Raw genomic sequence first — 19723 nt, forward strand, 5'->3', positions numbered from 1 at the left:
GGCTATTTCAACTCAGCCAGATGCTTGTCCAGATCATCAAGACGGTCCTGTCCCCAGAACCTCTGATCGTCCGGTGTGATGTAAAATGGTGCCCCGAAAACACCCCGGTCCACGGCTTCTTCCAGATTTGCGGCGTAGGTTTCCGCACCTACCAACAGGCCACTATCAGCTAGATTTGGATTAAATCCTGCCTGTTCCAAGCAATCCCGGATCACGCCATCATCAGAGATGTCCTTTTCTTCTGCCCAGCAGGCACGCAAGAAGGAATGGCAAAGTTTACCCACATCACCTGATCCATCCTGTACTGCTGCGATCACAGCGTAAGAGGACGGTGCCATGTTCGTCGGCCAGTGCGCAGGCTGCAGGTTCAACGGCATATCCAGATTGCGCGCTTGGCGCACCAATTCCTGCGCGCGGTATTCGATGCGAGATATATGTCGGTCTTTTGGTGGTGTTCCACCTGTCCGGCCGAACAGGGCAACAATATCCAATGGTTTATAGTTGATCGTCGCACCGTGTTTTGCCGCGATCTCTTCAAGGCGCATTCCCGCCAGATAGGAATAGGGCGAGAGTGTCGCAAAAAAGTAGTCAATCTGGGCCATGTTCACTTTCTCCGCTGCGTTATCTTTGCGGGACGGTAGACCCATGCTAAGCGGTGTCAACATCACGAATCTGTCACATTGCCACTGCTGCCCGGGGAAAATCAGCCGATGCCGACACTTCACGAACCCAAGCTTATCGCTGGGAACGCCAATCTTCCGCTTGCCGAAACCATTGCACGTCGCATGAGCCTGCATCGCGGCGTTGACCAGGGGCTGGTCGATGCTCGGGTCGAACGGTTCAACGACGGAGAGATTTTCGTCGAGGTTTTCGAGAATGTGCGCGGTGAGGATATGTTTATCGTTCAACCAACCTCGAACCCCGCCAATGACAATCTGATGGAGCTGCTGATCATCGCAGATGCGCTGCGCCGTTCATCCGCAGCCCGGATCACCGCTGTCATTCCGTATTTCGGGTACGCCCGTCAGGACCGCCGCACCAAGGCGCGCACACCAATCAGCGCCAAGCTGGTGGCAAACATGCTGACTGGTGCGGGTATCGAACGGATTCTAACTATGGATCTGCACGCAGCCCAGATTCAGGGCTTTTTCGACATGCCGGTGGACAACCTTTATGCCTCTCCGATCTTTGCCCTGGATGTGAAGAAACAATTCAAGGATCAGATGGACGACCTGATGGTGGTCTCGCCGGATGTCGGCGGTGTTGCACGTGCCCGTGAATTGGCCAAACGCATCAATGCGCCCCTTTCGATCGTCGACAAGCGCCGCGAAAAGGCAGGCGAAGTGGCCGAGATGACTGTCATTGGTGACGTGAAAGACAAAATCTGCCTGATCGTCGATGACATTTGCGATACTGCTGGCACTCTGTGCAAAGCTGCTCAGGTGCTGATGGATAACGGTGCCAAGGAAGTGCACTCTTACATCACCCACGGTGTCATGAGTGGACCGGCGGTTGAACGTGTGACCAATTCGGTGATGAAATCTCTGGTCCTATCGGACACGATCCAGCCTACGGCTGAGATCAACAAGGCCGCCAATATCCGCATCGTGCCCACCGCGCCGATCTTTACGCAGGCGATCCTGAACATTTGGAATGGCACCAGCGTATCATCGCTGTTCGAAGACAAGACACTGACGCCGATCTACGAGTCACTTTATCATATGGATTGATCAAAAAAACTGCTGACTACTATTGATAATGTCTGAATTCATGACGGCCTGCCTATTCGGCGACCGTCATGATTTCTTCCAACGGTTTTTTCATCTTTGCAACTTTTGGCACCTTCGCGTCGTCTTGCGGGTGGCCTACAGCTACGATCATAATAGGTTTTTCATGATCAGGGCGGTTTAGCAGTTTATTCAGGAATTTCATCGGGTTGGGTGTGTGGGTCAGCGATACCAGCCCTGCATGGTGCAGCGCCGTCAACAAAAAGCCCGTGGCAATGCCCGTGCTTTCAGGCACGTAGTAGTTTTTGAACCGATCTCCATCAGCGAAATGACCCCAACGTTGGGCGAAAATCACTATCAGCCACGGTGCGTCTTCCAGATGCGGCTTCTGATCGTTAGTCCCGATTGGTTCAAGCGCCTTCAGCCATTCATCCCCGGCACCGCCTTCATAAAACCTGCGCTCTTCAGCTTCCGCTTCTTCCCGAATACGGCGCTTCATCTCAGGGTTCGAGATTGCCACAAAGTGCCAGGGCTGATGATTGGCTCCTGAGGGCGCTGTTCCGGCTGCGCGAATGCACTCTTCGATGACCGTGCGCTCGACGGGCCGGTCCGAATAGTCACGCACGGTATGGCGGCGTTTCATCTTGTCGTAGAACGCTCGCGCTTCGGCCAGCATTTCTTCATCAGACAAGTCCATACGATCCGGAAGGTCCAGGGCCTCGTATTCGATATGATCTCGTGCAAACACCTGTAAGATCCTCCGGTTGCGTTAGCCGCTATTTGGGGTGGCCAGTCTTCTCTATGGGACGACGCGCGAAGGTGCGCAATCTTATCTCACGAACAGGCCTGCTTCACGAAATGTCCCAATCGTCTTCATGCGAAACATCTCCAATTGCGGTCCAGTTCACCCGAATTCTGGCGATACGCGTATCAGACCAGGTGCGAAACACCGCATTGAATCCTACCGGCGTTATATCTTCGGCCTGAACTTCAGCGCGTAAAGCGGAAGACGTATCCACATCCCAAAGCACCACGCCTATCTGGACGATTGGCTCAGAGCGGAACACTTCTGAAAAACGGATGCTTACGCGACGCTCACGCGGGCCCTCACCAGTCCACATCACGCCACCATCGGCGAAATCGGAAAACAAGACCTCCTCGCCCTGATCAATGCCGATGGGATGGGTTTGAAACTTTTTCATCTATCGTCTTTTATTGTTCAATTCCTGCAGCTTAACTTCAGCGAATGGCAAAATCACGACAAAAAAACGGCCCCGCGGATACGGGGCCGTTCCAAGTGATCAGAATGTCATGAACCCTTACAGGCTCATATGCGTTCCTAGGGCTTCCATGTCAGCCAGCAACTTTGCAGCATCGTCGACGATCGTCTGATCTTCACCGGCCTTGGCCGCCTCGTGCGAAGCGCGGGCCTCGGCGATCAGATCGTCCAGATGCGAACGTGTTACTTCGGCAACTGGGATGGCTTTTTCGGCCAGAACCGACAGGCCATCACCATTGATCTGAGCAAACCCACCGGTGACCAGGTATTCGCTGGAGCCTTGGGGTGCTTCGACCTTCAGGATGCCCGGGCGCAGAGTTGTAATTGTGGGGGCATGATCGGGCATTGCCGTCATGTCCCCGTCCGCGCCGGGAATCTGGACCGCGGTGGCCTCGAGCGAAGCAAGGCTCCGCTCGGGGCTGACGAGGTCGAATTGCATCGTGTTTGCCATCAGGGATACTCCTTAGGCGGCTTCTGCGGCCATCTTCTCCGCTTTGGCGATCACTTCTTCGATGCCGCCAACCATCAGGAAGGCCGCTTCGGGCAAGTGATCGTATTCGCCAGCGACAACCGCTTTGAACGACGCGATGGTCACATCCAGAGGAACCTGAACGCCCGGCGAACCGGTAAAGACTTCGGCCACGTCGAACGGCTGCGACAGGAAGCGCTCGATCTTACGGGCACGGGCAACGGTCAGTTTGTCTTCTTCCGACAGTTCGTCCATGCCGAGGATGGCGATGATGTCCTGCAGCGACTTGTAGCGCTGAAGGATTTGCTGAACGTCGGTCGCAACCTTGTAGTGCTCTTCACCAACGATGGCCGGGTCGAGCAGACGCGAGGTCGAGTCGAGCGGGTCAACCGCAGGGTAGATACCCTTTTCCGAGATCGCGCGGTTAAGAACGGTGGTCGCGTCCAAGTGCGCAAACGAGGTTGCCGGCGCAGGGTCGGTAAGGTCGTCCGCAGGCACGTAGATCGCCTGAACCGAGGTGATCGAGCCCGACTTGGTCGAGGTGATGCGTTCCTGCAGGGCACCCATGTCGGTGGCCAGGGTCGGCTGGTAGCCCACCGCCGAAGGAATACGACCCAGCAGAGCCGAAACCTCGGAACCCGCCTGCGTGAAGCGGAAGATGTTGTCGACGAAGAACAGAACGTCAGTACCGGACTGGTCGCGGAACTGCTCGGCCAGGGTCAGACCGGTCAGAGCAACACGCGCACGCGCACCCGGAGGTTCGTTCATCTGACCGTAAACCAGGGCCACCTGCGATTCCGACAGGTTGTCCGGTTTAATAACGTTCGATTCGATCATCTCGTGGTACAGGTCGTTGCCTTCACGGGTCCGTTCACCAACACCCGCGAACACCGAGAAGCCCGAGTGCACTTTTGCGATGTTGTTGATCAGTTCCATGATCAGAACGGTTTTACCAACGCCGGCGCCGCCGAACAGGCCGATCTTACCGCCTTTGGCGTATGGGGCCAGCAGGTCAACAACCTTGATGCCGGTTACCAGAACTTCCGACTCGGTCGACTGTTCGTCAAAAGTCGGTGCGGGCTGGTGGATCGCACGGGCTTCGGTTGCTTCAACCGGGCCTTTTTCGTCGATCGGCTCGCCAACCACGTTCAGGATGCGGCCCAGAGTGGCGTTACCAACCGGAACCGAGATCGGTGCGCCAGTGTCGGTCACGGCTTCGCCGCGGACCAGACCCTCGGTCGCGTCCATCGCGATGGTACGGACGGTGTTTTCACCCAGGTGCTGAGCAACTTCCAACACCAGGCGCTTGCCGTTGTTGGTGGTTTCCAGCGCGTTCAGAATTTCAGGCAGCTGATCTTCGAAGTGCACGTCGACGACGGCCCCGATGATCTGTGTGACTTTGCCTTTTGCATTCGCCATGTTTCGTCTCCGGTATGTCTCTACAGCGCTTCGGCGCCGGAAATAATTTCAATCAGCTCGTTGGTGATCACGGCCTGACGCGAGCGGTTGAACTGGATCGTCAGCTTGTCGATCATCTCACCCGCGTTGCGTGTCGCGTTGTCCATTGCGGACATCCGTGCACCCTGTTCAGACGCTCCGTTTTCGAGCAGAGCCGAGAAGATCGCGGTGGCAACCCCCTTGGGCAGCAGGTCGGCCAGGATGGCCTCTTCGCTGGGCTCGTAGTCGAATACCGCACCGCTGTCGTCACCCGTCGCTTCGTCTTCGAACGAGGCGGGGATGACCTGCTGTGCCGTCGGGATCTGGGTCACAACGTTGACGAACTTCGAGTAGAAGATCGTGGCAACGTCGAACTCACCCCCGTCGAAACGAGACAGGACGTCCTTGGCGATGTCTTGCGCGTTGGAATACCCCAGACGCTTGACCTCGCTCAGGTCGATATGTCCAACGAACAGATCGCTAAAATCACGCTTGAGCGCGTCGCGGCCTTTTTTGCCGACGGTCAAAACCTTGACCGTCTTGCCTTTGGCGCGCAACTCGTCCGCCTTTTGGCGAGCGAGCTTGGCGATGTTCGAGTTGAAGCCGCCACACAGGCCGCGTTCAGCTGTCATGACAACCAGCAGATGGACATCATCACTGCCCGTGCCACGGAGCAGCTTGGGGGCGCTGTCGCTGCCCCCGACCGAAGCCGCCAGCCCCGCCATCACGGCATTGAACCGCTCGGCATAGGGACGCGAGGCTTCGGCAGATTCCTGGGCGCGGCGCAGTTTTGCTGCCGCGACCATCTGCATGGCCTTGGTGATCTTGCGGGTCGATTTGACCGACTCGATCCTGTTTTTAAGGTCCTTAAGATTTGGCATATGCCCGCCTCTCCCTTAAGCGAAGGTTGCGGCGTATTCGTCCAGCGCAGCCTTGATCTTGTCGGAAGCGTCACCCTTGATCTTGGGATCTTCGTCCGTGATCCACTGAAGCAGATCCGCGTGCTTGCCACGCAGGTGCGCCAGCAGGCCGGCTTCGTATCGGCCAACATCGGACACGTCGATCTTGTCGAGGTAACCGTTGGTACCGGCGAAGATAACGCAGACGATTTCGGCGTTGGTCAGCGGCGAGTACTGCGGCTGTTTCATCAGCTCGGTCAGACGCGCACCACGGTTCAGCAGCTGCTGGGTCGCGGCGTCGAGGTCGGAACCGAACTGCGCAAACGCAGCCATTTCGCGGTACTGAGCCAGCTCCAGCTTAACCGGACCGGCAACCGACTTCATCGAGTTGGTCTGAGCCGAGGAGCCCACACGCGAAACCGACAGACCGGTGTTCACAGCAGGGCGGATGCCTTGGTAGAACAGTTCGGTTTCCAGGAAGATCTGGCCGTCGGTGATCGAGATCACGTTGGTCGGAATAAACGCCGAAACGTCACCACCTTGAGTTTCGATAACCGGCAGAGCGGTCAGCGAGCCCGCACCGAAGTCTTCGTTCAGCTTTGCCGAACGTTCCAACAGACGCGAGTGGAGGTAGAAAACGTCGCCAGGATAGGCTTCACGTCCGGGCGGACGGCGCAGCAGCAGCGACATCTGACGATAGGACACAGCCTGCTTCGACAGGTCATCATAGATGATCAGCGCGTGGCGGCCGTTGTCACGGAAGTATTCGGCCATCGCGGTCGCGGCGTAAGGTGCCAGGAACTGCATCGGAGCCGGGTCGGACGCGGTTGCCGCCACAACGATCGAGTAGTCGATCGCACCGGACTCTTCCAGTTTCTTCACAAGCTGAGCAACGGTCGAACGCTTCTGACCGATCGCAACGTACACGCAGTACAGCTTCTTCGACTCGTCGTCGCCTGCTGCGTCGTTGTAAACTTTCTGGTTCAGGATCGCGTCCAGAGCAACGGCGGTTTTACCGGTCTGACGGTCACCAATGATCAGCTCACGCTGGCCACGGCCGATTGGGATCATTGCGTCAACCGATTTCAGGCCGGTTGCCATCGGCTCGTGAACCGATTTACGCGGAATGATGCCCGGCGCTTTAACGTCTGCAACGCCACGCTTGGTCGCGTTGATCGGGCCTTTGCCGTCCAGCGGGTTGCCCAGACCGTCAACAACGCGGCCCAGCAGCTCGTCACCGATCGGAACGTCCACGATCGAGTTGGTGCGCTTAACAGTGTCACCTTCTTTGATGTCACGGTCAGAACCGAAGATAACAACACCGACGTTGTCGCTTTCCAGGTTCAGCGCCATACCCATGATGCCGCCGGGGAATTCGACCATCTCACCGGCTTGCACATTGTCCAGGCCGTATACACGGGCAATCCCGTCACCGACGCTCAGCACGCGGCCGATCTCGGCCACTTCGGCTTCCTGACCAAAACTCTTGATCTGGTCCTTCAGGATTGCAGAAATCTCTGCAGCTTGGATTCCCATTTATCCGACCTCTTTCATTGCATTCTGTAGGGAGTTCAGCTTCGAACGGATCGAGCTATCGATCATTTTCGAGCCCACTTTAACGACAAGACCGCCGATGAGGCTTTCATCAACGGTCGCATTGATTGTCACGGTCTTGCCCACACGCTCGGACAGCGTCTTGGACAGTTTATCCATTTGGGTCTTGGTGAGCGCCTTGGCCGAGGCGACATCGGCGGTCACCTCGCCACGCTCGTCAGCCAGCATGTCGCGCAGAACCTGCACCAGTTGCGGTACAACGAACAGACGACGTTTCTGCGCCATCAGACCCAACGTATTGCGCAGGATGGCATGTAGGCCCATCTTGTCAGCAACAGCAGTGATTGCGCTTTCCTGTTCGGCGCGCGAAACCAAAGGCGATGCGATCAGGTCGCGCAATTCTGCGCTATCACCCAATGCGGCTGCCAGATCGTTGATTCCGCTTTCCAGACCTGCAAGGTCATTATTCTCTTTGGCGATCTCGAAGATCGCGGTGGCATAGCGCTCGGCGATGCCAGTGGAAATCGAAGCTGGTTCGGACACGTCCACCCTTCCGATATTTGAGGCCCCGATTTTGAGTAGCGGCCGCTACCTTGGGGCGTGAGGAAACCCCGTCCATTTAGGGCGGGGATCAAAATCACCGGGGATGTAGCAGAGGTGTTCCAACCAAGCAATACGCTATAGCGGTAACAGTTTTATCCACAAATTATTATTTTTCATACACTTAACCCAACTGCGACCCTTTGGACCGATTGGGGCAGTTGAAAAATGTTACGAATATGCAGGTTTTTGCGATTCCTGTGACCTTTTTCCCGCATTTTTTCCGTTCAAAATGCGCCGGACTGTCACGCAGGCTTTAACAAACCATCCAACGCTTTGATCGGGCGCTTCGCTGTGTCTTTGGTAACGCTTCCGCTAGGCGGGCGAATGAGTTTACTGGCCTCAACCATAAGCACGCCTCCGGCCATAACGGTTGGGATGCGTTGCCCAGTCTTCTCGATCAGGCTGCCCGATTTTAGCCAGAACCTACGGAACGAAGGCGGCAGGTAAAGCGCCGAGCAATGATTTTCAGGGACGAAGTGGTGCGCGCGCAATTGGTTTTCCAATTGGGTCGTTGAATAGGGCTGCCCAAAGCCAAACGGTGTCCGGTCTGAGCGCGACCAAAGCCCGGCCCGGTTCGGTACGACAAATAGCACACGCCCTCCGGGCCCCAGAACGCGCCAGCATTCTTCCAGCAATTGGCTGGGTCGGTTTGAAGTTTCCAAACCATGCATCACCACGAGTTTATCCACATGGCCAGTTTCGATTGGCCACATCGTCTCTTCGGTCAGAACGGAAACATTGGGCATCCCCGCAGGCCATGGCATTACACCCTGCGGACCAGGCATAAGACCAATCACACGGCGCGCATCTTTGAGGTAAGGCCGCAATAAAGGTACGGCAAAACCAAATCCGACCACAGTTTGCCCCTTGGCTTCGGGCCAAAGATCCACCAACCGACCACGGATCGCTGCCTGGGCCGCGCGACCCAGGGTGCTGCGATAGTAGAAATTCCTCAGATCCTGCACATCAAGATGCATTGCGGACACCCGGTCAATCGGCTTAGCTGGGCGCAGTCTAGCAATGAAAGGGCAAAAGGCCATGCCTCTTGAGATCGTTACCATTCCTTGCCTCAGCGATAATTACGCCTTTCTCGCCCATGATCCGGCCAGCGGTGAGACTGCCTTGATCGATGCGCCAGAGGCAGCTCCGATTCTGGCTGAACTGGATTCGCGCGGCTGGCAGCTAAGCCATGTGTTGTTGACACATCATCATTGGGATCATGTGGACGGGCTGAGCGGCATTCTAGCGAAACAGCCCGCGCGTGTGATCGGCGCAAAAGCAGATGAGCATCGCTTGCCAAAACTTGATCAGGCGGTGGTTGAAGGTGACACATTTTATATCGGCGGTGAGCCGGTCGAGGTTCTTGATGTGTCCGGTCATACAATTGGGCACATTGCATTCTACATGCCCCAAACTGGCGTTGTATTCACCGCTGACAGCCTGATGGCGCTGGGATGTGGACGATTGTTCGAGGGCACGCCTGCGCAAATGTGGGCCTCTCTCAGCAAGTTGGCGGCCCTGCCCGATGAAACAATCGTGTGCTCAGGCCACGAATACACACAGGCAAACGCCAAGTTCGCCCTGACCATCGATCCCAACAACCCAGCCTTGCTTGACCGCGTGGCCGATATTAATCGCGCCCGCGCTGCCGGAGAACCCACGGTACCCTCGCTTTTGGGCCTGGAAAAGGCGACAAATCCGTTTCTAAGGGCCACTGACCCGGCGATTCAGGCCCATCTGGGCATGGAAAACTCTGATCCCGTGTCCGTATTCGCCGAAATTCGAGCCCAAAAAGACAGCTTTTAACCCGTTTCAAGCCCCAATCACGGCCACGGTCACAACAAATGTGACTGTCAAGTGAAAGAAAACCCTTGAAGCCGGGGCGGGATCAACCAAACTCTAATAGTATGAGGACATGGTTGGGATGGGGATCCGGCCTGCAGCCCGCCCCCTTCCGGCCCAATACAGAGGAGCACCCGCGTGCCTTCATTCTCGAGCACACTTGAACAAGCCATCCACGCGGCCCTTGCGGCGGCGAATGAACGGCGACATGAATTCGCAACGCTAGAGCATCTGCTGCTGGCGCTGTTGGAAGAACCCGATGCGGTGCGCGTCATGAAAGCGTGCAGCGTCGATCTGGACGAGTTACGCAGCACCTTGGTCGAATTTATCGACGAAGATCTGTCAAACCTCGTCACTGATATCGACGGGTCAGAAGCAGTACCGACTGCAGCCTTCCAGCGTGTCATTCAGCGCGCCGCGATCCACGTTCAAAGCTCTGGCCGCACAGAGGTGACCGGGGCCAATGTACTGGTGGCCATCTTCGCCGAACGTGAAAGCAACGCAGCCTATTTCCTGCAAGAGCAGGACATGACCCGTTATGACGCGGTAAACTTCATCGCACATGGTGTGGCCAAAGACCCGGCCTATGGAGAGAATCGTCCTGTAACGGGTGCTGATGAAGCCGAAGAAGAGGCTCAGACGACATCTGGTGACGCCGAGCAAAAAGAAAGTGCGCTTGGCAAATATTGCGTTGATCTGAACGCCAAATCACGCGCCGGTGATGTAGATCCGCTGATCGGACGCTCGGACGAGGTTGAACGCTGTATTCAGGTGCTGTGTCGCCGGCGCAAGAACAACCCGCTGCTGGTAGGTGACCCCGGTGTCGGCAAAACCGCCATCGCCGAAGGTCTGGCGCATAAGATCGTTGCGGGCGAGGCCCCGGACGTGTTGTCGGAAACCACTATCTACTCGCTCGATATGGGCGCCCTGCTTGCGGGAACTCGCTATCGCGGCGATTTCGAAGAGCGTCTGAAAGCGGTTGTGACCGAATTGGAAGAGCACCCTGATGCGGTTCTCTTCATCGACGAGATTCACACTGTGATCGGAGCGGGTGCAACCTCGGGCGGTGCGATGGATGCGTCGAACCTGCTGAAGCCAGCGCTTCAGGGCGGCAAACTGCGCACCATGGGCTCGACCACGTATAAAGAGTTCCGTCAGCATTTCGAAAAAGACCGCGCGCTGAGCCGCCGGTTCCAGAAAATCGACGTGAACGAGCCGTCGGTCGAGGACAGCGTCAAAATTCTGCGCGGTCTGAAACCGTATTTCGAAGAGCATCACTCGATCAAATATACTGCCGACGCCATCAAGACGGCTGTCGAATTGTCGGCGCGCTATATCAACGACCGCAAACTGCCCGACAAGGCCATCGACGTGATCGATGAGGCCGGGGCAGCGCAGCACCTGCTGGCCGAAAGCAAACGTCGCAAGACCATCGGCGTCAAAGAGATCGAGGCGGTGGTTGCCAAGATTGCGCGAATCCCACCCAAGAACGTCACCAAGGATGATGCAGAGGTTCTGAAAGATCTCGAAACCTCGCTGAAACGCGTGGTGTTTGGTCAGGATGAAGCGATCGAAGCGCTGTCCAGTGCGATCAAACTGGCGCGCGCCGGTCTGCGTGAGCCCGAAAAACCCATCGGCAACTATCTGTTCGCTGGCCCCACCGGTGTTGGCAAAACAGAGGTGGCGAAACAGTTGGCTGACACGCTTGGTGTTGAACTGCTGCGTTTCGACATGTCGGAATACATGGAGAAGCACGCGGTCAGCCGTCTGATCGGTGCGCCTCCGGGTTATGTCGGGTTTGATCAGGGTGGTTTGCTGACCGACGGTGTCGACCAGCACCCACATTGCGTCTTGTTGCTTGATGAGATCGAAAAAGCGCACCCGGACGTGTTCAATATCCTGTTGCAGGTGATGGATCACGGCGAATTGACCGACCACAATGGCCGGACGGTGAATTTCCGCAACGTGGTCCTGATCATGACATCGAACGCAGGTGCGCAGGAGCAGGCGAAAGCCGCCATCGGCTTTGGCCGCGACCGGCGCGAAGGTGAGGATACCGCAGCGATCGAACGTATGTTCACGCCGGAGTTCCGCAACCGCCTGGACGCTGTGATCTCATTTGCACCACTACCGAAAGAGGTCATTTTGCAGGTCGTTGAGAAGTTTGTCCTGCAGCTGGAAGCACAGTTGCTGGATCGTGGCGTGACCATCGACCTGACACCGCGTGCCGCCGAATGGCTGGCCGACAAGGGCTATGATGACAAGATGGGTGCGCGTCCTCTAGGCCGTGTCATTCAGGAGCACATCAAGAAACCTCTGGCCGAAGAACTGCTATTCGGCAAACTGGCCAAAGGCGGCGTGGTCCGTGTCTCGATGAAGAAGGGCGAGCTGAACCTGGAAATCCTGGGCCCCGATCAGCCCCGCATTCCGGGCGACAAGCCCCCGCTTTTGACAGCGGACTAACCCACGGCTTCTATAACGAAAAACGCCCACCTTTTCGGTGGGCGTTTTTCGTTTTTGGCAGGTAATCCAAGTTGGTTCGTACCAGCCTTATCGCTCTGTCAGCTTCAACTCGATCCGACGATTCTGGGCGCGCGCTTCGGGTGTGTCGGCGGGATTAACAGGCTGGAATTCTCCGAACCCGTTTGCCGCCAAACGATCAGGTGGAATGCCCAGTGCGTCAACCATGTAGCGCACCACAGAAAGGGCACGACCCTGGCTGAGCTCCCAGTTGTCGCGATATCGTCCGCTGCCTGCAAGTGGCACATTATCGGTATGCCCATCGACACGGATGACCCAGTTCAGCCCCTCGGGTATTTCGGCGGCAACGCTTCGCAGGATATCGGCAACTTTGGCAACCTCCTGACGGCCTTCCGCGGACAGGTTTGCGGACCCGGTGGCAAACAGCACCTCCGACGAGAACACGAAGCGGTCGCCCTCAATGCGCACACCATCCTGATCACCCAGCACATCGCGCAGTCGCCCGAAGAATTCCGAGCGATAGCGCTGCAAATCCTCGGCCTGTGCGGCTAGTTCCTGATTTTGGCCCGCCAGTTTCTCGGCCTCGGCTTCCAGCCGAATACGTTCAGCCTCTTCCAGCAGTCGGCGACGGCGTTCTTCCGAGGCTGCGCGCGCTAGAGCGGCATTCAGATCCTGGCCCAGCGTCTGTATCTGGATCTCGGCGGCGGTATTACGTTCTTCGTAGTCGTCTAACAAAGCCTGCAGCGACCCCAACTGGCTGCGCAGGGCTGCCATCTGCTGATTAAGCAGCGCGGTCTGACGTTGCGCTTCGGTCGAGATTTCCTGTTCCGATGCAAGCGCCTCTCGGGCGAGCGCCAGCAGCGCCGCGCGCTCCTCGGCCAGCGACCTTTGTTCAGCTTCATTTGCTAGTGCTTGGGTTTGGGCATCCAGTGCCGCCTGCAGTTGTTCCCTCAGTTCTTCGGCATTGATCTCACCGAACTGACGCTCAAGCTCTGCCTTGGCAGCCTGTGCCGCAGCTAGCAAAGTCAGGGTATCCTCGGCTTCCTTTCGCTGCGCTTCCAGCGCCAAGGTCATTGCCGTCAGTTCGGCATCTGCATTCTGCAGACGATCACGCAACGCCTCAGCAGCGGCGGCTTCGGCCAGGCGCGCGGCCTCTTCCTCGGTCAGTTGCTGTTCTAGCTCGGATATCTGAGCTGCCTGTGCATCTTCGCTGGTTTCAAGTTCGGCGACGAGAGCTTCAAGTGCTTCGCGTCGAGCCGCGGCAAGGCGGGCGGCTTCGGCCTGTGCGTCGATTTCTTGTCTGCTTTGAGCAAGTGCCAAATTCAAGGCATCTTGTTCATTTAGCAACTCATCGCGTTGCGTTTCTAGCGCGGCGATATCCCCCTGCGCACGCGCCTGATCAGCCAGCAAAGCCGCGACCTGTGCTTCAAAGTCGGTTATGCGGGTTTGTGCCTGCGCCAGATCGTCTTCGACCTGATTAAGCGTTGCATTCAAGTTCCCAAGACGCGCTTGAAGACGGCTGTTTTCCCGCTCTTCCAGCCCCAGCGCCCCGGCCAGAGCGGCGATTTCGTCGGACAGCGCAGTCAGTTCATCCTCTTGACCTGAAATGGTTTCGCGCAGCACAAATTGCACGACCATGAAGATGGTCAGCACAAAGGTCAGCACCATCAACAATCCCGTCATCGCATCCACGAAGCCGGGCCAGACCGAGCCCGAAAACCGTTGACCTGTGCGGCGGGACAGCGCCATGGGTTACTCTCCTTCCGGGGGGGTACGTACGGCGCCCCGTGGCAAAGTCAACGCTTTGACCAGCAGCTCAAAATCCTTGCGCAGTTCGTTCATGCTGTCCTGACGACCAGCGGAGATTTCTTCGAGTATACGCAGCAACTGAACATCCATCGACCGCAGGCGCATGCGGCTTTCCGCATCGATCCCCTCGCCCGCGCTATGTTCGCGCATGTGATCCAACAAAGCGTCCTGCCCCAGCGCCACACGTTCAAGCGCAGCCGTTACGCCTTCGGTCTGGGCCTGCCGCTGGTTCATTTCCCCGATGACATCGGCCAAATGTCCCAGTTTGGTCGAGACGTTCGTGCGATCAACTTCTTGCGCCGAGAACATGTCCTGCAGTGCATCCATTTGTTCAGACATGGCGTCCAGTACTGGGGTCAGCACGGCCAGTTCCGCGCCGCCCTCATCGCCCGCAGCAAAGCCAACGCGGGTGATTGAGGACAACCATTCTTCCAATTCGCGATAGAACCGGTTCTGGCCATGGCCCGCGAACAGTTCCAGCAAACCGACGATCAAGGATCCGGCCAGACCCAGCAATGACGACCCAAAAGCAACGCCCATGCCCTGCAGCTGCGCTTCCAATCCGGTCATCAGACGGTTGAAGACGGCCAGACCTTCTTCACCTTCCTGCGGGTTCAGGCTGCGGATCGTATCAACGATGGCGGGGACAGTGGTGGCCAAACCAAAAAATGTCCCCAGTAGGCCAAGGTAGATCAGCACGTTGGTGATGTAGCGGGTGATCTCGCGCTCTTCTTCGACCCGTTCGGCGACGGAATCGAGGATCGATCGGGTAGAGCTAGAGCTGATCTGAGACCGCGCCCCGCGTTCCCTCAACAACGACGCCAGTGGGGCAAGCAGTTGCGGCGGGCGCACATCGTCACGTTCGACCCCTCCGGCAAAGGCTTCGATCCAACGAACCGATCCGATCAGCTGTGTGACCTGCAGAAAACAGGCAGCGACACCGATGACAAAGACCAGCAAAATGAACCCGTTAAGATACAGATTGGCCTGAATAACCGGCAGTACATATGGCAACGCCATGAACACGCCAAGTCCTGACAGCCCTATTGCGATCAGCATCATCAAAATCTGACGGATCGGTTGTGAGAAATGTGGTCTCACGCCCTGTTGTGCCTGCGCCATGCGCGTGGCTCCTGGTATTGTCTGCTCTGGGCTGAACCTATCGAAGTTCGCCCCGTGACGCCAAGAGTTTATGCGCTGATTGTCCGCACCCGTTGCGACAACCACTCAAGATCAGGGTCGTGCAGTCCGATCTCGGTCAAGTGCGAGGCAGTATTGTAGAGATATTCGGTATTTGGCCCACGTCCGCCAACCGCGTGGGCGATGATCCGAGCCTGCTCTTCCAATGGAAGACCGCCGCAATACTGAACGTGGTGAGCATCGATGACGTAAGTCACTGCATTTACGATCTGCCCGCAGTCCAGATGCACGTCCAGCATCCGCTCCAGATAGGCTGACGAGATCAGCTCACGCTCACGCAATTCAGCCAAAGTGCGCTCTTCGTGACCTGCCTCGACAGCAAGCGCCAATCCAGTGCAATGCGCGTCTGGCTGTTCGTCCAGCGCCAATACCAAACCGGGGTCTTCTTCCGTGCCGCGATGGTGGATAGAGCGCATGCAAAACGACCGCGCATATCCGTGCAACTTAGCGCGTTCGCTGCGTGCCACCGGAAAGCCCGGGTTCCACAGCAGCGATCCATATCCGAATACCCACATCGTCATTGCACTGGTCCTTGCCCGTTTGGCCCTATAAACATCAAATCCGAGGCAGGAAAAAGGGCCATTCATCATGCGCCGTCTGATACGCGTTTTCGTATTTATCGCCCTCGCGTGGAGCGCGTACTGGTTTGTTGCCGGTTATGGTCTGCGAAACGCCCTGACCGGTTGGTTTGACCGGCAGCAAGAACTGGGCTGGCAGGCCGAATTCTCGGACGTGTCGACGGCAGGATATCCATTTCAGCACATCACACGCCTGAATAATCCCGCTTTGGCCGATCCGGTCAACGGAACGGCGTGGAGTGCGGACTGGGTCGAGTTCCAAAGCCCAGCAATCTGGCCCGGCCGCCAGATGCTGCGCTTTGCCAGTACGCCGCAGCGCCTTTCCTATTTCGACCAGACCACGACCGTTCAGGCCGAAGCGCTACAAGCCGAATTGCAGCTCCAACCCGGTGTCGCGCTGGTGCTCGAGAAAATGGCGCTGACCTCAAAGCGCTGGCTGCTGACAACCGAAGGTGATCCGCAAGCCGGAGGCCAGTCGCTGAGCCTTGTGATGGAGCAATCTGGAGCGCCCGAAAGCTATGGGATTACTGCGAAGATCGACGGATTTACCCCCGGCGATGATCTGAGACGCCTGATGCGTTCAGCATCGACCCTGCCGCAATCGTTCGAAACGCTGGAAATGGATATGTTTGTCACTTTCGACAAACCCTGGGACCGCACCGCACTTGAGCAGCGTCGCCCCCAACCCGTTGCGATTGATCTGCGTTTGGCAGAAATGAAATGGGGTGAGCTGCGTCTGTTCGCCACCGGCGAACTGGAAGTTGACGAACAGGGCATTCCAACGGGTGAAATTGCGATGAAAGCCGAAAACTGGCGCGACATGATCGCGATGGCAAACGCCGCAGGTGCGCTGCCGGATCAGGCAGTCGATCCTGTGACCCGCGCATTGGGCTTCATGGCTGGACTGGGTGGCAACCCAAATGCGCTGGATTTACAGCTGAATTTCAGAGATGGGTTCGTCGCCTTAGGTCCGTTGCCCCTTGGTCCTGCCCCGAGACTGGTGCTGCGTTAACGGCAATAGGTGCCGCTGCGGTAGCGCGCGGTGTCTAGGTGGAAATGATCCCGATGGTAGCGATCAGAGTTTGGTCCGAGAACCGTGCCAAATGGCCCACACGCGCCGCGCCAAACCTTGGTCAGTTGCTTCTTGGTCGGATTTTTGCGCCAGCCATTTAAAACCGTCACCACCTCACCATCGGCCATCTTGAAGCCCGAAATGTCGATGGCGCGCCCTTTACCATGCTCAGAGATCCGCGCCCCTTTACGGTTGTTACGTGTTCTACAGGCGTAATGCGCGGCGACCTGTAGCTCGACCACCGGACCTCGGCGTTTGAACGTGGGCTTTACAGTTTTGTCGACCCAATTGTTCAGCGCCTGTGCAGTGCCGCAATCCATCGTCGCTGGGCGGCTCAGCCCGACCCCCGATACTGAGGTGATTTGCACTGCATCCTTAATCCCGCAGGCTTTGATCTTGCCCTTCACACGTCCAACCGGCTTACCCTGAATATCGATATCGCCACAGACTGAACCCTTACGCAGCTTGCGTTTCTTAAGAAAGACGCGTTGTTCCAATTCTTCCGGGCGCACAAACGGGCGGATCGAATTCTCGGGCCCGAGCAATGGTAATTCAGCGGGACGGGCTGCAGCGGCCGTTACCTGCGGCGAAGCGGGCCGTAGCACCGGCCGGATGTTGGGGGTGACGATTGCCACCATCGCTTGGGTGGTTTCCGGGCGCGTCAACGGCACAATAGAAGTCTCAGGCGCCGCCGCATTTGCAGTCGTTGCCGCCAAAGCAACGCAGAAAATCAAATGGCTGCAACCGATCTTTCTCATGTCGATGTTTTTCCCCGCCCGAAATCTGGCGCATCCGTATCCTGGCCCGCATCAATGATGCCGCGGCGGATCGCCCGTGTGCGCGTAAAGTAGTCGAACAATTGCTCTCCGTCACCTGTTCGGATGGCCCGCTGTAGCGCAAAGAGCTCTTCCGTAAACCGGCCCAGAATCTCCAGCGTTGCGTCTTTGTTGGTCAGAAACACATCACGCCACATCGTCGGGTCCGAAGCCGCGATGCGGGTGAAATCGCGGAAACCAGCTGCCGAATACTTGATGACTTCGGTGTCTGTAACCCGCCGGAGATCATCCGCAACACCCACCATCGTATAGGCAATCAGGTGAGGTGCGTGCGAGGTGACCGCCAGCACCAAATCATGATGCGCGGCATCCATTTCATCGACATTCGATCCCAGACCCTCCCACAAAGCCCGCAGGCGAGCGATCGCATCCGGATCGGAATCTTCGACCGGCAACAACAGGCACCAACGGTTGTCGAACAGTTCGGCGAAACCCGATTCAGGCCCGGAATGCTCGGTCCCGGCCAGTGGGTGCGCCGGAATGAAATGAACGCCATCAGGTATGTGTGGTGAGACGGCGTCAATCACGTGACGCTTTACCGACCCCACGTCTGAAACGGTGGCACCGGATTTCAGAACCGGCGCAATCTGCTGCGCTACCGGTCCCATTGCGCCAACCGGAACACACAGAACCACCAGATCAGCACCCTCGACCGCCTCTTCCGCGGTCTCGCAAACCCGGTCACAAAGGCCGATCTGGCGCGCCGTCTCGCGGGTTGCCTCGGATCGCGCATAGCCCGTCACTTCGCCCGCAAGCCCAGCCCGTTTGATCGCCCAGAACATGGACGATGCAATCAGGCCCAACCCGATCAGCGCAACACGGTCGTAAATCTGGCTCATGCAGCGCCCCCTTTGAACGCAGCAATCGCTGCAACCACGCGGCCACAGCCGATTTCGTCACCTACGGTGATCCGCAGCGCGTTTGGCAGGTTGTAGCCCGCGACCCGCCTCACGATCAAACCCTGCGTTTTCAAATAGTCATCGCAGGCTTCCGCCTCGGCCCTGTCAGCAAAGCGGGCGAGGATGAAATTCGTGCATGACACATCGGATGCGACGCCAACCTTCGCCAGTTCATCAGACAACCAAATCCGGAGGCGTGAATTTTCAGATAGACAGAACCGCAGATATTCCTCATCCCGCACGGCGGCCTCGGCCGCCGCAAGAGCCGTCAGCGACAGGTTGAACGGCTGACGAACGCGGTTCAGCACATCAATAATCTCTTTCGCCGCATAGCCCCAGCCAACGCGCATCCCACCTAGACCGTACACTTTCGAAAACGTCCGGGTCATGATGACATTGCTAAACCGGTCCACCAGCCCTGCGCCTCCATCGAAACCATCGACAAATTCGGCATACGCACCATCCAGCACCATCAGGCAATCGGCTGGCAATGCGTCCGCCAACCTCTGCAATTCGGCGTCTGAGATCATGGTTGAAGTAGGATTTCCCGGATTGGTCACAAAGACAATCCGTGTTTGCCCAGTGACCGCAGCAAGGATGCTATCTACGTCCACCCGGCGATCCCGCTCGGACACCATGACCGGGGTCGCGCCAGCCATGCGTGCGATGATCGGATACATGGAAAATCCATGCTCGGTATATATCACCTCATCCCCCGGACCGGCATAGGCCTGCGCCACGAACTGCAACACTTCATCACTGCCGACACCACAGATGATACGGGTGGCATCCAGCCCATGCCGTTCAGCAATTGCGGCGCGCAGACTGGCATGGTCGGTGCTGGGATAACGATGCAGCGAAGCCGCGCTTTCGCGCACCGCTTCGATCGCCTTGGGGCTTGGCCCAAACGGGTTTTCGTTGGAACTCAGCTTGATGACATCCGCAACGCCGTCGACATGGGACTGACCGCCCTGATACAGTGCGATGTCCATTATGCCGGGTTGAGGGGTGATCTGGTTCATGAGGGGCTCCGCTAAC

Annotated in this window: 19 protein-coding genes; 4 read left to right on the forward strand and 15 right to left on the reverse strand. The window is 57.4% G+C overall.

Features of this window, described 5'->3' with window-relative positions; translation table 11 throughout:
- Nucleotides 1–2 precede the first annotated feature (2 nt).
- Nucleotides 3–602 (reverse strand): 2-hydroxychromene-2-carboxylate isomerase, encoded by a 600-nt coding sequence (locus tag ACR0JG_RS01755; RefSeq protein WP_170420553.1) that lies wholly within the window; start codon nt 600–602, stop codon nt 3–5.
- 108 nt (nt 603–710) lie between these two features.
- Here ACR0JG_RS01755 and ACR0JG_RS01760 point away from each other — a divergent pair, with 108 nt between their 5' ends.
- A complete protein-coding gene (locus tag ACR0JG_RS01760) occupies nt 711–1730 on the forward strand; it encodes a ribose-phosphate pyrophosphokinase (RefSeq protein WP_170392433.1) in 1020 nt (339 codons plus the stop codon).
- A 52-nt stretch (nt 1731–1782) separates the two neighbouring features.
- Here the strand turns inward: ACR0JG_RS01760 and ACR0JG_RS01765 are convergent, their stop codons facing one another.
- The 8 genes from ACR0JG_RS01765 to ACR0JG_RS01800 form a co-directional block, all read right to left on the reverse strand.
- The gene (locus tag ACR0JG_RS01765; RefSeq protein WP_170392435.1) at nt 1783–2475 is read right to left on the reverse strand and encodes a nitroreductase family protein; all 693 of its coding nucleotides are present in this window, start codon (nt 2473–2475) and stop codon (nt 1783–1785) included.
- Between the two features lie 103 nt (nt 2476–2578).
- Nucleotides 2579–2929 carry an H-type lectin domain-containing protein gene (locus ACR0JG_RS01770; protein ID WP_170801993.1) on the reverse strand — a complete coding sequence of 117 codons (351 nt, stop codon included), beginning with the start codon at nt 2927–2929 and terminating at the stop codon, nt 2579–2581.
- A 117-nt stretch (nt 2930–3046) separates the two neighbouring features.
- Nucleotides 3047–3457, reverse strand: a complete 411-nt coding sequence (locus tag ACR0JG_RS01775; RefSeq protein WP_480567365.1) for a F0F1 ATP synthase subunit epsilon — start codon at nt 3455–3457, stop codon at nt 3047–3049.
- A 12-nt stretch (nt 3458–3469) separates the two neighbouring features.
- A complete protein-coding gene (atpD, locus tag ACR0JG_RS01780; protein WP_039537698.1) occupies nt 3470–4894 on the reverse strand; it encodes a F0F1 ATP synthase subunit beta in 1425 nt (474 codons plus the stop codon).
- A 20-nt stretch (nt 4895–4914) separates the two neighbouring features.
- Nucleotides 4915–5793 carry a F0F1 ATP synthase subunit gamma gene (locus ACR0JG_RS01785; RefSeq protein ID WP_170392441.1) on the reverse strand — a complete coding sequence of 293 codons (879 nt, stop codon included), beginning with the start codon at nt 5791–5793 and terminating at the stop codon, nt 4915–4917.
- A gap of 15 nt (nt 5794–5808) precedes the next feature.
- Entirely contained in the window at nt 5809–7347 is a 1539-nt protein-coding gene (atpA, locus tag ACR0JG_RS01790) for a F0F1 ATP synthase subunit alpha (protein WP_480567366.1), read from the reverse strand.
- Nucleotides 7348–7908 (reverse strand): F0F1 ATP synthase subunit delta, encoded by a 561-nt coding sequence (locus ACR0JG_RS01795; protein ID WP_170564161.1) that lies wholly within the window; start codon nt 7906–7908, stop codon nt 7348–7350.
- Nucleotides 7909–8210: 302 nt separating this feature from the next.
- Complete coding sequence (locus ACR0JG_RS01800; RefSeq protein ID WP_170401881.1) at nt 8211–8945, reverse strand: methyltransferase domain-containing protein; 735 nt, start codon at nt 8943–8945, stop codon at nt 8211–8213.
- Nucleotides 8946–9006: 61 nt separating this feature from the next.
- On the opposite strand from ACR0JG_RS01800, the gene gloB reads away from it, so the two are divergent.
- The gene (gene gloB, locus ACR0JG_RS01805; protein WP_480567367.1) at nt 9007–9774 is read left to right on the forward strand and encodes a hydroxyacylglutathione hydrolase; all 768 of its coding nucleotides are present in this window, start codon (nt 9007–9009) and stop codon (nt 9772–9774) included.
- A 174-nt stretch (nt 9775–9948) separates the two neighbouring features.
- The gene (clpA, locus tag ACR0JG_RS01810; protein ID WP_170401887.1) at nt 9949–12273 is read left to right on the forward strand and encodes an ATP-dependent Clp protease ATP-binding subunit ClpA; all 2325 of its coding nucleotides are present in this window, start codon (nt 9949–9951) and stop codon (nt 12271–12273) included.
- 87 nt (nt 12274–12360) lie between these two features.
- On the opposite strand, the gene ACR0JG_RS01815 is transcribed toward clpA, so the two are convergent.
- From ACR0JG_RS01815 to ACR0JG_RS01825, 3 genes are all read right to left on the reverse strand, one after another.
- Nucleotides 12361–14040, reverse strand: a complete 1680-nt coding sequence (locus ACR0JG_RS01815) for a peptidoglycan -binding protein (RefSeq protein ID WP_480567368.1) — start codon at nt 14038–14040, stop codon at nt 12361–12363.
- A gap of 3 nt (nt 14041–14043) precedes the next feature.
- Nucleotides 14044–15222, reverse strand: a complete 1179-nt coding sequence (locus ACR0JG_RS01820) for a biopolymer transporter ExbB (protein WP_480567369.1) — start codon at nt 15220–15222, stop codon at nt 14044–14046.
- Nucleotides 15223–15290: 68 nt separating this feature from the next.
- Nucleotides 15291–15821, reverse strand: coding sequence for a gamma-glutamylcyclotransferase (locus ACR0JG_RS01825; RefSeq protein ID WP_170594547.1), 531 nt, complete (start codon nt 15819–15821; stop codon nt 15291–15293).
- 67 nt (nt 15822–15888) lie between these two features.
- Here ACR0JG_RS01825 and ACR0JG_RS01830 point away from each other — a divergent pair, with 67 nt between their 5' ends.
- Nucleotides 15889–16890 carry a DUF2125 domain-containing protein gene (locus tag ACR0JG_RS01830; RefSeq protein WP_170392459.1) on the forward strand — a complete coding sequence of 334 codons (1002 nt, stop codon included), beginning with the start codon at nt 15889–15891 and terminating at the stop codon, nt 16888–16890.
- Here the strand turns inward: ACR0JG_RS01830 and ACR0JG_RS01835 are convergent.
- From ACR0JG_RS01835 to hisC, 3 genes are read right to left on the reverse strand one after another with little or no spacing between them, the layout of a single operon-like run.
- Nucleotides 16887–17708, reverse strand: a complete 822-nt coding sequence (locus tag ACR0JG_RS01835) for an extensin-like domain-containing protein (RefSeq protein ID WP_480567370.1) — start codon at nt 17706–17708, stop codon at nt 16887–16889. The genes ACR0JG_RS01830 and ACR0JG_RS01835 overlap by 4 nt on opposite strands.
- Nucleotides 17705–18625: a prephenate/arogenate dehydrogenase family protein gene (locus ACR0JG_RS01840; protein WP_480567372.1), complete on the reverse strand. Its 921-nt coding sequence runs from the start codon at nt 18623–18625 to the stop codon at nt 17705–17707. The genes ACR0JG_RS01835 and ACR0JG_RS01840 overlap by 4 nt, the downstream gene beginning before the upstream one ends.
- Entirely contained in the window at nt 18622–19707 is a 1086-nt protein-coding gene (gene hisC, locus ACR0JG_RS01845) for a histidinol-phosphate transaminase (protein ID WP_480567373.1), read from the reverse strand. Before hisC ends, ACR0JG_RS01840 begins: the two co-directional genes overlap by 4 nt.
- Nucleotides 19708–19723 lie beyond the last annotated feature (16 nt).

The sequence above is a fragment of the Ruegeria sp. AD5 genome (genome assembly GCF_056542345.1).